The following is a 12,658-nucleotide window of genomic DNA, read 5'->3' as shown; positions in this document are numbered from 1 at the left end:
CGCCACGGGGAAACGAACTGGGGAAGTGCACTTGCTGGGAGCAACGGGCCGGACCGGTGTCACGCCGGGAGGGCCCGCGGAGATCAGGAGTTACGAACCGGCGGACGAGCCCTCGTGGCTGCGCTGCCGAGTCTTAGGGCTGCTGGAGACGAACTATTACGACGACGTGTGGCAGTCCAAGCGCCGCACGGACCTCGAACTCGTCGCAACGGAAGCCGGTGCGGTGACGGGCATCCTGGACGTGACGGTGCCGGCCGAGGAGGCCACGATCGAGACGGTCGTCGTGCACCCGGACCACCAGGGCGCCGGGATCGCGACGGCGTTGCTGGAGGAGGCGGTACCCCGGCTGGAACGCTGCGGGGTGCGCACGCTCGACGCCTGGATCCTGGAGGACGGGACCGCGCTGGACTGGTTCGCGCGCAACGGGTTCGTGAAGGCCGAGGCGTACCTGCGCCTGCACGCGTCCGCCGACGAGGTCGACACGGCCGTGAGCGCGCGGCACGGCCTGGTGGTGTCCGGCGCCGTGCTGCACGCCCGGATCGAACGGGAAACCGAGATGCGCCAACGATTCGAGCGCGTGCACGTGTGTCGGAGAGTGGTGCGCGCCCTCAAGCCGTGATGCCGGTGAGCCGCGGGATCGTCGCGGTGCGGCCGGCGAGCAGCATCACCAGCGCCTCGATCGGCCCGCTGACCTCGGCGCCCTCGCCGACGGACCACTCGGCGTCGATCGCGACGAGCCGGTGTCCCGCGAGGTGGCGGCGCGCGTGGAACGGGAACCCGATCCGCCAAAGGTCGTCGGCCGAGGTGACGGCGGCCTCGACCGGCATGTGCCGTTCGACGCCCAGCGGCAGTGCGATGTCCTGGGTGTGCACGAGTGTGTCCATCAGGCAGTTCAGCAACGTCTGGCCGGGCGCGAGTCGCTGTGACCCGACGAGGCTGCGCAGGGTCGCGACGATCTCGGCGGTCGGTCTGCGCGCCTCGGCCCGCGCGGTCTGGTCGACCATGCGGTTGAAGCTCCCGCGTGCCCGCACGAACGCGCTGAGAGTGCCGCCGATCCTCATTCGCGGGCCCAGTGTCAGGTGGGCGGCCACCTCGCGGACCGTCCAGCCCGCGCACAACGACGGGTGCGCCCACTGCGCGTCGCTCAAGCCCGCCAGCAGGTCGGCGGTCTGCGCCCGTTCGGAAGCGATGACCTGCCAGATCCGCGTCTCGTCCATGGTCGGCCTCCCGCTTGATTTGGTTCGAGAGACTGACTACTTTAATCAGAGTCTCTGACCAAATGCAACGGGGGTGCGCGCGTGAACATCGGGCTGCTGCTCTTCATCCCGAACCGCGACGTGGAGAACCGCGTCCTGGCGGCGGTCAACGCGGCGGGGTTCGACGTGACGCAGGCCCAGGCACGCGTCCTCATGCGCGTCGACCCGGACGGCACCCGGCTGACGGTGCTCGCGGAGGCGGCCCAGGTGACCAAGCAGACCGCGGGGTTCCTGGTGGACCAGCTGGAGAAGGCCGGGTACGTCGAACGCGTCCCCGACCCGGCGGACGGCCGGGCGCGCCTGGTGAAGGTGACCGCCAAAGCCCTCGACGCCGTGCCCGTCGCGAACGCCGAACTGGCGAAGATCGAGGCGGAGTGGGAGAAACACCTCGGCAAGCGGCGGATGACGCAGCTGCGGGAGGCGCTGGAGATGCTCGGCGAGATCACCGACCCGTACCGCTGAGAACAGCGGCACGGGTCAGGACGACTCAGGAGGCGAGCAGCTCCGACACCCTGGTGCGCACCTCGGGGGAGTCGAGGCCGCGCACCATCACGGTCGTGCGGCGCCGCAGCACGTCGTCCACCTCGGAGGCCCACTCGGTGCGGCGCGCGTGCTCGACCTGCGCCCAGATGTCCGGGCCGTCCGGGTGCACCCGCTCCAGCAGCGCCGGGTTCTCCAGGCCCAGGGCCACGACCTCGTGCGACGTCGTGCCGTAGTGGGTGGCGAGGTGGCGGACCACGTCGTCGGGCAGCGCGTCGTAGGCGTGGCCGAGCACGGAGCCGACGGTGTCCGGCAGCGCCGAGCCGGGCAGCGCGACGCCGTCCAGCGGGCCCTCGAAGGTGCGTCCGAGCTCGGAGTTCACCCGCGCGAGGACGGTGGCGCCGATCTTGCGGAACGTCGTCCACTTGCCGCCGGCCACGCTGATCATGCCGCCGGACCCCGCCGTGATCACGGTCTCGCGCTTGGCGTGCGAGGTGTCGCCGGGGCCACCGGGCAGCACGCGCAGGCCCGCGAACGTGTACGCGATGCGCGAGCGGTCCAGGCCCGTGACGGCCGTGCCCGCCTCGCTCAGGATCTGGTCGATGTCGGCGTCGGTGCAGGCCACCTTCGCCGGGTCGCCGTCGTACGCCTCGTCAGTGGTGCCGAGGAGGAGGTGGCCCTCCCACGGGATCGCGAACGACACGCGCACGTCGTCGACCGGGATCGTCAGCGCGGCCTTCCACTCGGAGTTCTGCTTAAGCACCAGGTGCGAGCCCTTGGACAGGCGGATCGACGGGTCGGCCGCCGGGTCCTCCATGCGCCGCAGCACGTCCAGCCACGGGCCGGTGGCGTTGACGACGACCTTCGCGTCCACTCCGAACTCGCCGAGCGAGTCGCGCAGGTCCACGCCGGTGACCTTCGCGCCGGTCCTGCGCAGGCCCACGACCGAGATGTGGTTGAGCAGCACGGCACCGGCCTCGGCGGCGGCGCGCGCGGCGGTGATCGCCACGCGGCTGTCGTTCATCTGGTGGTCGTAGTACATCGCGGCCCCGCGCAGACCGTCGGCGCGCAGGTCAGGCACCCACTCCACGGCCCTGCGCGCCGACAGCACCTTCCCCATGCCGTCGCCGAAACCCGACAGCGCGGAGTACAACGTGACGCCCGCACCCAGCACGAACCGGCTGTGCGGGCCGCCCTTGTAGACGGGAACGAGGAACGGCAGCGGGCGCACCAGGTGCGGCGCGAGGCGGTCGCCCAGCGCACGGCGTTCCTTGTGGTTCTCGTGCACCATCGGCACCGCCGACGGGCCCATCGCGAGGTAGCGCAGGCCGCCGTGCACGAGCTTGGACGACGCGGACGACGTGGCGCCCGCGAAGTCGCCGCTCTCGACCAGGGCCACCCGCAGGCCGGACCGCGCCGCGGCCCAGGTCGTGGCGATGCCCAGGATGCCGCCGCCGATCACGACGACGTCGAACTTGCCGTGCTGGAGCTCTTCGCGAGCCCGGATCCTCTGAGCTGAGTCAGTCATCGTCCTCGTCCATCCACCCGACGGTCCGCTCGACCGCCTTCTTCCACTTCCGGTAGCCCTTCGCTCGGGCGGCCGGTTCCATCGACGGCTCCCACTCGGCCGCCTTGTGCCAGTTGGCCTTCAGTTCGTCGGTGCTGCTCCAGTAGCCCACCGCGAGGCCGGCCGCGTACGCCGCGCCCAGGCACGTCGTCTCGGCCACGATCGGGCGCACCACCGGCACGTCCAGCACGTCCGACAGGAACTGCATGAGCAGGTTGTTCGCCGTCATGCCGCCGTCGACGCGCAACGTCGTGAGGTCCACACCGCTGTCGGCGTTCATCGCGTCCACGACCTCACGCGTCTGCCACGCCGATGCCTCCAGCACGGCCCGTGCGAGGTGCCCGCGCGAGATGTAACCCGTCAGGCCCGCGATGACCCCACGGGCGTCACTGCGCCAATGCGGCGCGAACAGGCCGGAGAAGGCGGGCACGAAGTACGCGCCACCGTTGTCCTCGACCGTACGCGCGAGGGTCTCGATCTCCGCGGCCGAGCTGATCAGCCCGACCTTGTCGCGGAACCACTGCACCAGCGCGCCCGTGACGGCGACGGCGCCTTCCAGCGCGTACGCGGCGGGCTCGTCGCCGATCTTGTACCCCATGGTGGTGAGCAGGCCGTTCTGGCTGCGCACCGGCTGGTCACCCGTGTTGATCAGCAGGAACGCGCCCGTGCCGTAGGTGCACTTGCCCTCGCCGGGCGCGAAGCAGGTCTGGCCGAACAACGCGGCCTGCTGGTCGCCGAGCGCCGACGCGACGGGCACGCCCTCGTAGGTGCCGTACACCTCGGAGGAGGAACGGATCTCGGGCAGCACGGCGCGTGGCACGTCCATGGCGTCGAGGAGTTCCTGGTCCCAGTCGAGGGTCTCCAGGTTCATCAGCATGGTGCGCGACGCGTTCGTCACGTCGGTGACGTGCCGGCCGGTGAGGTTCCAGATCAGCCAGGTGTCCATGGTGCCGAACAGGACCTCGCCGCGGTCGGCCCGGTCGCGCAGGCCGTCGACGTGGTCGAACAGCCAGCGGAGCTTCGGGCCGGAGAAGTACGTGGCCAGGGGGAGGCCGGAGCGGTCGCGGAACCTGTCCTGGTCGCCGAGTCGCCTGATCAGCGCGTCGGTGCGGGTGTCCTGCCAGACGATGGCGTTGTGCACGGGCTCGCCGGTCTCGCGGTCCCAGACGACCGTGGTCTCGCGCTGGTTGGTGATGCCGAACGCGGCGATGTCGGCGTACGTGAGCGACGCGTGAGAGAGGGCGTCACGCACGACGGCCTGGACGTTCGTCCAGATCTCGGTCGCGTCGTGCTCCACCCAGCCCGGCTTCAGGAAGATCTGCCGGTGTTCGCGCTGGGCGACCGACACGATCCCGCCTGACTGGTCGAACACGATGCACCGGGACGACGTCGTGCCCTGGTCGATCGCAGCGATGTAGCTCACCTGGTCAGCACCTCTCTGTGCCGTTCGACAATGTCGAACGGTGTCAGGTTACTACCAGGAGAGGCCCCCGAGCTCCCTGGAGACGCTGCGAGCTGCCTCACGTACGTAGGAGACGAGCTCCAGGCGTGGGGGCTGGTCGGGGGAGTCGCACAGCCGCTCGACCGGTCCGGAGATGCCGATCGCGCCCACGACGACGCCCTTGCGGTCGCGGATCGGGGCGGCGATCGAGGCCTCGCCCTCGACCAGTTCGTGCAGGTCGTACGCCCAGTCTCGGTCCTTGGCCTCGTGCAGCGCGGACGTGAGATGGTCGCCGTTCAGGGTGTGCCGGGTGTACGGCTGGAGGTCGCTGTTCGGCCAGTCTTCGCTGAACGCGACGAGGGCCTTGCCCAGCGCTGTCGCGTGCCACGGCAGCAACGAGCCGGTGTCGAGGGTCTGCCGGCTGTTGTCCGGCCGGAACACGTGGTGCACCACGAGCACGTGGTTGCCGTGCAGCACGCCGATGCGCACCGCCTCACGCGCGCGCATCGCGAGCGTGTCCGACCAGTTCAACGCCTTGGCGCGCAGCTCGTTGCCGTCCAGGTAGCTCGTGCCGATCTGGAACAGCGCGGCCCCCAGGCGGTACTTGCCGCCCTCGACCTCCTGCTCGACGAACCCGACCTCCTGCAACGTGCGCAGGATGCCGTGGACCGTCGGTTTCGCGAGGTCGAGGGCGCGGGCGATCTCGCCGACGCTCAGCTGGTGCGCGCCGCCGTGCGCGAGCAGCTTCAGGACCTCCGCGGCTCGCTGAATGGACTGAATGGGTCCGGGCACGCACCCCACTCTAGCTGCGCACGTTCGACAATGTCGAACACTCAGGGGCGATAGATGCCCAGAGCGGCCGGACGGGAGCGGAACTTGAAGTGGTTGGCCCGCTCGCGCACCTCGCCGTCGGTCGCGATCGAGATGGGCGGCCCGTGCACCTCGACGTTGAGCGAGGCCAGTTCGAGGTGCGTGTACATGCGGGAGTGCTCCAGCGCCCCGAGCAGGGCGCCGATGAAGAACCGGGTCCGCGAGTACCTGCGGTCCGCCCGGACGTACCGGACGTCGAGCAGGCCGTCGTCCAGGCGCGGGCGCATGGTCGGCGCGAAGCCCTTCGGCCGGTACGGGCCGTTGCCCACGAACAGCATCCAGACCAGGTGCTTGTCGCCGTCGATGGTCATCTTCAGCGGCTTGGCGCGTTGCAGGACGCGGAACATCGCGATCGCCGCCGCCGGCCACTTGCCCCAGCGCTTCTCGAGCTTCTCGCGGATGCGCACCATGTCGGGGTAGCCGCCGAGCGAGGCCGTGTTGACGAACCACTGGTCGTTGACCTGTGCGAGGTCGACCCGCACGCCCACGCCGTCGCCGACCGCCTGCGCCGTGTCGTGCAGGCCGGTGATGCCGACGTCGCGGGCGAAGTGGTTCAGCGTGCCGGAGGGGATGAGGACCATCGGCAGGTCGCGTTCGGCGGCGGCCGCGGCCACGGCGGCCACCGTGCCGTCACCACCGGCGACGCCGAGCGCTTTCGCGTCGGGCAGGTCGTCGAGGTCCGCGACCGACACGATCTGCGCCTTCGGCCACTCCTCGGTGATCTGCGGCGTCGGGTCCGGGCCGATGCCGGAGTTCGGGTTTACGACGACGACCAGCCCGTCGCCCTCCTGCAACGACGTCAGGTCGGCGTGTTCGTAGGCCGACGCGGGCTCGTTCAACCCGAGCGGCCACCACCGTCGGGTCAGGTACGCCGCGCCGACACCCACGGCCGCACCGGCCGCGACATCCGTCGGCCAATGAACGCCCGTGTGCACGCGTGAATAAGCCACGGCGGCTGCGATCGGGACGACCACGGCGCCTGCTTTGGGTGATTCCAGCGCCACCGCCGTGGCGAAAGCGGCCGCTGACGCGGAGTGACCGGACGGGAATGACGAGGACGTCGGCCGCTTCGACAGCCGGCGCGGCATCGCGAGCAGATCAGCAGCGGGCCGGCGGCGCGGGAAAAGTGACTTCCCGACCAGGTTCGCGCTGGCAGAGGCCCCGGCGATGGCCGCGAGACCCCGCAACGCACCCCGCCGGAACGGCCCTTTCCTGGCCGCCAGAATTGCCGCGATGACGAACCACAGCAGACTGTGGTTGGCGGCTTTCGAAAGCCTCTTCAAACCTCGGTCGAGCCTGCTCGGAGGCAGTCCGGCGGAGGAGCTCATGAGCTTCTTGTCGAGAGCGCTGACCCGTTTCCACACCCCTCTGACACTAAACCGCAACCGGCGTGCCGCCCGAACGGATCACCCTGCTCCGCCTCCGGTTCGCCTACTGTTGAGGGATGCAGCGGCGGATCTTCGGCATTGAGACAGAGTTCGGGGTGACGTGCACCTTCCACGGGCAGCGTCGTCTCTCCCCGGACGAGGTCGCGCGGTACTTGTTCCGCCGGGTCGTCTCCTGGGGTCGTTCCTCGAACGTCTTCCTGCGCAACGGTTCCCGGCTCTACCTCGACGTCGGCTCCCACCCGGAGTACGCGACGGCCGAGTGTGACGACCTGGTCCAGCTCGTCACGCACGACAAGGCGGGTGAGCGGATCCTCGAGGACCTGCTCGTCGACGCCGAGCGCAGGCTCGCCGACGAGGGCATCGGCGGCGACATCTTCCTGTTCAAGAACAACACCGACTCCGCGGGCAACTCGTACGGCTGCCACGAGAACTACCTGGTCGCAAGGGCAGGCGAGTTCTCCCGCATCGCCGACGTGCTGCTCCCGTTCCTCGTGACCCGCCAGCTGATCTGCGGCGCGGGCAAGGTCCTCCAAACCCCGCGCGGCGCCGTCTACTGCCTCTCGCAGCGCGCCGAGCACATCTGGGAGGGCGTCTCCTCGGCGACCACCAGGTCCCGCCCGATCATCAACACCCGCGACGAACCGCACGCCGACGCCGAGCGCTACCGGCGCCTGCACGTCATCGTCGGCGACTCGAACATGTCCGAGGTCACCACGCTGCTCAAGGTCGGCAGCGCCAACCTCGTGCTCGAGATGATCGAGCAGGGCGTCCAGTTCCGCGACTTCTCCCTGGACAACCCGATCCGCGCGATCCGCGAGATCTCGCACGACCTGACGGGTCGTCGCACGGTTCGGTTGGCCGGCGGCAAGGAAGCGTCGGCTTTGGACATCCAGCGCGAGTACTTCGAGAAGGCCGTCGAGCACGTCGCCAAGCGCTCCCCGGACCCGATGGCGCAGCGCGTCCTCGAACTGTGGGGCCGGACTTTGGACGCCGTCGAGTCGCAGGACCTGTCCAAGATCGACCGCGAGATCGACTGGGCCATCAAGAACCGCCTGATGAACAGGTACATGGCCAAGCACAACATGGACCTGTCCAACCCGCGCATCGCCCAGCTCGACCTGGCCTACCACGACATCCGTCGCGGCCGTGGCGTGTTCGACCTGCTGCAGCGCAAGGGGCAGGTCGAGCGGGTGACCGACGACGGCGAGATCGAGGCCGCCAAGGACACGCCGCCGCAGACCACCCGGGCGAAGCTGCGCGGCGACTTCATCGCGGCTGCGCAGGCGGCTGGGCGGGACTTCACCGTGGACTGGGTGCATCTGAAGTTGAACGACCAGGCGCAGCGGACGGTGCTGTGCAAGGACCCGTTCCGGGCGGTGGACGAGCGCGTGGAGCGGCTCATCTCGTCGCTCTGACGATGTGCTGAAGAATGGCGGCGGGCCGATCGCGGGCCCGCCGCCTTCTCAATCGGTGACCTCGATGCCGAGGAGCGTCAGCCGGTCGAGAACCCCGCGAGGGGACAGATCGTTCTTGCGCGCCATCAGCATAATCGAGCTGCGCGCGACGCTCATCTCTGATTCGTCAGACCACGGCAACCTCAATGTGTAGGAGTCGGTGAGCAGCTTCTCGTCGGCCTCGTCGATGGACGAGGGGAGTGCCCCCACGTCGGTGACCTGGAAGCCCAGGCCGACCAGCCTGGACGCGATCTCGGTCGGTGAGAGCCCGGTCCTCCTCGACTGGAGCAGCAGGTGGCGTGCGCTCACGGGGCGGTCCACCCCGATCCAGCCGAACTCCCAGAGCCGGTAGATCGACGCCATCTCACGGGGGAACATGCGACTCAGCAACGTTGCGTCCTGGCGTTCGACTCTGGCGGGCAACGTTGCTGCCTGGCTACCCAGGCCCAGATCGAAGAGTCTTCCGACGATCTCGGCGGGTGGGCGGCTCAGCTTGGCCGCTGCCGCCAGCGCATGACCAAGTGGCACGGTCGCGTTCGCCGTCCTCAACGCTCGGTGGTGATGGTCCAGCCAGGGGTCCTGACCATCCAGGTTGACGCTCAACAGCACTAGGTCTCCCAAATGCACGGTCAGTCCTGGGACGGGTTCCGGTGCGCAAAACCCGAATTGGGCCATACGCCTCGCCACGGCCGAAGGGCTCATGGCGTGCGTCGCCGCAGTGATGATGATGTGCTGGAGACTGACCGCCTCACCGGTGGGCAGCCAGATCCGGTACCTCTCGCCTGGTCCCGATGTGCGCACAATCCCGAGGAGGTCGAGATCATCGGCAGTCGCGTCGTCTGGCAGATGCTCGGCGGGAGGGCATTCGTATCCGAGCTCGGTCAGGCGCCGGGCGACGTCTACCGGACGCTGATTCGTCCTGAGCGCCGCGGCGACCACGTGCCCGGTACGAGCGGTCGATGACCGGAGTTGCCCCAAGCCGGCCTTGTCGATCTTTCCCTGCTCTCGGGTGATTGCGCGGTCCAGCGGGGTGAGGTGCTCGGGCAAGCTGTCGAGTGCCGTCGTGTCGAGTCCTGCTGCGCGCAGCCTCGCAGCGATCTTCGCGGGTGAACCGTTCGACATTGCCAATGCGATGCCCACCACCTGCTGCCGTTGCACCGGATTGGCGATGTAGTCCTGCGGGCTTGCGTTCGGGCTGATGAAGATCAGGGAGTCCACGGGGTCGGTGTTCTTCGGCAGCGCCGCTGGATCGGGTGTCGCGAAGCCGAGTTCGACGAGTTGGCGCCCCACCTCGGCCGGCGTTGACCGGGTCTCGGCCGCGGCGACCATGATGTGTGCGACCGGAACCGTTTTGCCCGGTTGGAGCGGTCTCGGTACCGATTCCGTCATCAACAGGCGAGCGTCCGCGTCGGCAGGCAGGCGTCTGATGTGGCTGGTGTCGTATCCGAGCTCATCGAGTCTCGCGCTCACTTCGGCGGGGGACAGCCCGCTCACGGTTGATGCCATGAGCACTTGGAACTGGGACACCGGCTGGTTGTGCTCGATCCACTTGTGGTCGTTGGGCTCGCCGTTGGCGACGTGGTCACGAAGCAGGTCCTGGTCCGTCGGCTTCGCCTCGGTGGGAATCCGGCCCGGAGCAACGGTTTCCACACCGAGCAACGCGAGGCGAGCGACGACATCGGCGGGTGACAGCTGGGTCTTGCCAGATGCCATCAGCACGTGACCCAGCGATGCCTTGCTCCCTTTGAATGCGAGTAGCGGCACGTCCGACGGACGGGCGGGAACTACGGTGGCAGGGTGTGAGCGATCAGGTTCGTCTGCCTGGATCCAGGCTTCTAGGCGCCACGTGCTCACACGGTCGTTCCACTGCGGGGCGGTGTTCTTCGTCGTGAGCATGTCGGCGTCGGACGGGAAGCATCCGACGATCTCGATCGGCGCCTCGGTCGTCCCGACGCTCCACGGCTGGTACCTGGCGCTGATCGCACGGTCGCAGATGTCGTCCGCTAGCCGCGGCATCGTCTGCGACAGCTTCGCCAGCCAGGGGTGCGACAACGGGGAGCCTGCCGAGCTCACGAGCTCGTGGACGTGGTTCGCCAGATGGGCTTCGACCGAGGTGCGGTCGAGACCGAGGATCTTCTCCCGGTTCACCGTGAGCATCGGTTGTTCCCGGCCGACGAGGTCGATCACGGCACCGAACGCGAGCTCGCCTGCCCACAGCCCGTCGGCCAGGACAGCACCCAAGCCGTCGCACCACCACACTCGTGCATCGTCGGTGGCCAGGACGTTCTGAGCAGTTCGAGAGGCTCGGTCCGCCATCGGGTCGTTCGCGCCGATCGGGGCGAACGCCGACAGCTGCCGCGGTTCCCACGACTGACGACCGCCGGGGTCTTCGGAGGTCACCGTGAAGTCGCTCAGCCAGAGGATGCGGCGCAGCAGGTCAGTGCAGCTCACCGATGTCGCGTTGGGCCTCAGGTGCAGGCGCACCACGGTGCCCGCTTCCTCGCCCTGGTTGAGGTCGCGGACGCGGAACAGCGCGTCTGGTCCGGCTATGTGGACCTCCAGTCTGGGGCCAGGACGTCCGGAACGGCTGAGGCGGCAGGTTGTCACGGTGATTTCGTCGGCCAGCATGAAGTAGCTCAGCACGCCGATGCCGAACCGGCTGTTGGGGAACGACTCGACACCGGTGGCGGCCCAGTCGGCCTGCTCCTCGACGTACTCGGGCATGTCGGTAAACCGAACGCCGGCGTGGGCGAACACCTCCACCAGCTCGCGTTCGCCCATCCCGATCCCGTTGTCCGAGCACTCCAGGAACGGCCGGTTCTTCTCGTCGACGCCCTGGTAGAACTCGATCCGGCCCTGCCACGGCGCTGACAGGGAGCCCGTCCTGCTCAGATACCTTGTCCGGGCCTGGCGGTAGCGGCAGGCGTCGAGCGCGTTTTGGTAGAGCTCGCGGATGGCGAGGTCCGGCGTACCGTAGAGCTGCTCGCCCATGAGCAGCGCCTGGACCTGCTCGTCGGCGAGGCGGAAGCGGTGTCCTGCCGACGTGGTCGGGGTAGTGCCGTCCGCAGAGGCATGGACGGGCAGGTGCTTGAGCGGTGCGAGGGCGGCAGACTCCTCCGCAGCGTGGACGATCTCTGTCAGCACCGCGTCAACGGCGGCCGCGCGGTCGTGCAGGGCCAGTGCCGTAGCGGGATGCCGGCAGTCGGTCGTCAGAACGCGGGTGCGGTTGCCGTCCCACGTCGCCGCCCGGATCGACGTGAGTACCTCGTCTGGAGTGATTCCGTCGTCGATGCCGAGGTGGTCGGCGACCACGCGGGGCAACATGGTGGGGTCCACGGCGGTGCGGTGCGCGACGACGACCAGGTAGCCGAGCAGTTGTTCGTGCAGATCCTGTTCGATCTCGGTGCCGCCAGCGATGCGTACGGACGGTTTCAACGTGCCCGGCCGGTCGACCCGGCGCAAATAGGCGGGGTCGAGTTGGACAGCGCGCATCAGCTCCATGAGCCGGTGCCGCGTGAGCACAGCGTCCAGCGGCGTGGCGATTGATTCGGGCAGCAACGACGTGATCGTGCTGGGGTCGTAGCATTCGGGCTGCCGGACGAGCCAGCGGTGGAACAGCCACCAGCCGATGCTGGTGGCGGCTGCGTCTCCCGTCTGCGTCGCACGGACGCCCCGGCGGTACAGGGCGCCGTGCCCGGCCGCGAACGCGCCGAACCCTGGTGGGCCGGTTCCCGACGTGAAGGCCGCCTCCACCGGGTCGGCACCCTGCAGCACTGTTACCGCCCGATGTGCCCAGAACGTCTGGTGCAGGTAAGGGAACACGACCAGCAAGGCGTCCTCGGCGTCGGACAGCCGCAGCACGCCCGGCGGCAGGACCTGCCTGGTCAACCAGCGCAGCCGCCGGGTGAACCGGTCCGCGAACCCTTCGTCGGACCAGGGGTCGTACGTCAGGCTGGCACGTGCGGCGGTGTGTTCGTGCGCCAGGGTGGAGACGACGGCGGAGCAAGCCGTGAGCATCGCATTCGAGGAGGCGAGGTGGCTGAGCGCCGTTGTGGTCCAAGGATGCGGGGTGGCGACTTCGGCGAGCGACCGCTCCGGCGCAGTCGCTCCGATCACCAGACGTGAGTCGTTCTCCGGCATGCTGGAGATCTTCTGCTGCGGCTCGGGACAAGTACGGGAGCGACGCGAGACGTCACCCGTTC

At 68.9% G+C, this 12,658-nt stretch carries 9 protein-coding genes; 3 read left to right on the top strand and 6 right to left on the bottom strand.

Going from position 1 to position 12,658, the window contains the following annotated elements; all coding sequences use genetic code 11:
* Positions 1-31: 31 nt before the first annotated feature.
* On the top strand, positions 32-619 hold the full coding sequence (locus JNUCC0626_RS17265) for a GNAT family N-acetyltransferase (protein WP_394620785.1): 588 nt from the start codon (positions 32-34) through the stop codon (positions 617-619).
* Here the strand turns inward: JNUCC0626_RS17265 and JNUCC0626_RS17260 are convergent.
* Complete coding sequence (locus JNUCC0626_RS17260) at positions 609-1,217, bottom strand: maleylpyruvate isomerase family mycothiol-dependent enzyme (RefSeq protein ID WP_394620784.1); 609 nt, start codon at positions 1,215-1,217, stop codon at positions 609-611. The two genes, JNUCC0626_RS17265 and JNUCC0626_RS17260, sit on opposite strands and share 11 nt — an antisense overlap.
* Before the next feature lie 81 nt (positions 1,218-1,298).
* Between JNUCC0626_RS17260 and JNUCC0626_RS17255 the strand changes: the two genes are divergently transcribed.
* Positions 1,299-1,718, top strand: coding sequence for a MarR family winged helix-turn-helix transcriptional regulator (locus JNUCC0626_RS17255; protein ID WP_394620783.1), 420 nt, complete (start codon positions 1,299-1,301; stop codon positions 1,716-1,718).
* Positions 1,719-1,743: 25 nt separating this feature from the next.
* On the opposite strand, the gene JNUCC0626_RS17250 is transcribed toward JNUCC0626_RS17255, so the two are convergent.
* Genes JNUCC0626_RS17250 through JNUCC0626_RS17235 form a run of 4 tightly spaced genes read right to left on the bottom strand, consistent with a single transcriptional unit; the run spans position 1,744 to position 6,942 of the window.
* A complete protein-coding gene (locus JNUCC0626_RS17250) occupies positions 1,744-3,264 on the bottom strand; it encodes a glycerol-3-phosphate dehydrogenase/oxidase (protein WP_394620782.1) in 1,521 nt (506 codons plus the stop codon).
* Positions 3,257-4,726, bottom strand: coding sequence for a glycerol kinase GlpK (glpK, locus tag JNUCC0626_RS17245; RefSeq protein WP_394620781.1), 1,470 nt, complete (start codon positions 4,724-4,726; stop codon positions 3,257-3,259). The genes JNUCC0626_RS17250 and glpK overlap by 8 nt, the downstream gene beginning before the upstream one ends.
* A gap of 51 nt (positions 4,727-4,777) precedes the next feature.
* Positions 4,778-5,536 carry an IclR family transcriptional regulator gene (locus tag JNUCC0626_RS17240; RefSeq protein ID WP_394620780.1) on the bottom strand — a complete coding sequence of 253 codons (759 nt, stop codon included), beginning with the start codon at positions 5,534-5,536 and terminating at the stop codon, positions 4,778-4,780.
* A 41-nt stretch (positions 5,537-5,577) separates the two neighbouring features.
* Complete coding sequence (locus JNUCC0626_RS17235; RefSeq protein ID WP_394622049.1) at positions 5,578-6,942, bottom strand: bifunctional phosphatase PAP2/diacylglycerol kinase family protein; 1,365 nt, start codon at positions 6,940-6,942, stop codon at positions 5,578-5,580.
* 116 nt (positions 6,943-7,058) lie between these two features.
* Between JNUCC0626_RS17235 and pafA the strand changes: the two genes are divergently transcribed.
* Complete coding sequence (gene pafA / locus JNUCC0626_RS17230; RefSeq protein ID WP_394620779.1) at positions 7,059-8,417, top strand: Pup--protein ligase; 1,359 nt, start codon at positions 7,059-7,061, stop codon at positions 8,415-8,417.
* A 48-nt stretch (positions 8,418-8,465) separates the two neighbouring features.
* On the opposite strand, the gene JNUCC0626_RS17225 is transcribed toward pafA, so the two are convergent.
* Positions 8,466-12,596: an HD domain-containing protein gene (locus JNUCC0626_RS17225; protein ID WP_394620778.1), complete on the bottom strand. Its 4,131-nt coding sequence runs from the start codon at positions 12,594-12,596 to the stop codon at positions 8,466-8,468.
* Between the last annotated feature and the right edge of the window lie 62 nt (positions 12,597-12,658).

Source organism: Lentzea sp. JNUCC 0626, from assembly GCF_043632865.1.
Classification (GTDB): domain Bacteria; phylum Actinomycetota; class Actinomycetes; order Mycobacteriales; family Pseudonocardiaceae; genus Lentzea.
Note: the sequence above shows the minus strand (reverse complement) of the source record. Positions and strands in the feature narration are given on the sequence as shown.

Bases quoted from the DNA above. Each gene is read 5' to 3' on its own strand.
- JNUCC0626_RS17260 (WP_394620784.1), bottom strand. From the start codon at position 1,217: ATGGACGAGACGCGGATCTGGCAGGTCATCGCTTCCGAACGGGCGCAG.
- JNUCC0626_RS17250 (WP_394620782.1), bottom strand. From the start codon at position 3,264: ATGACTGACTCAGCTCAGAGGATCCGGGCTCGCGAAGAGCTCCAGCAC.
- JNUCC0626_RS17235 (WP_394622049.1), bottom strand. From the start codon at position 6,942: ATGAGCTCCTCCGCCGGACTGCCTCCGAGCAGGCTCGACCGAGGTTTG.
- pafA (WP_394620779.1), top strand. From the start codon at position 7,059: ATGCAGCGGCGGATCTTCGGCATTGAGACAGAGTTCGGGGTGACGTGC.
- JNUCC0626_RS17225 (WP_394620778.1), bottom strand. From the start codon at position 12,596: ATGCCGGAGAACGACTCACGTCTGGTGATCGGAGCGACTGCGCCGGAG.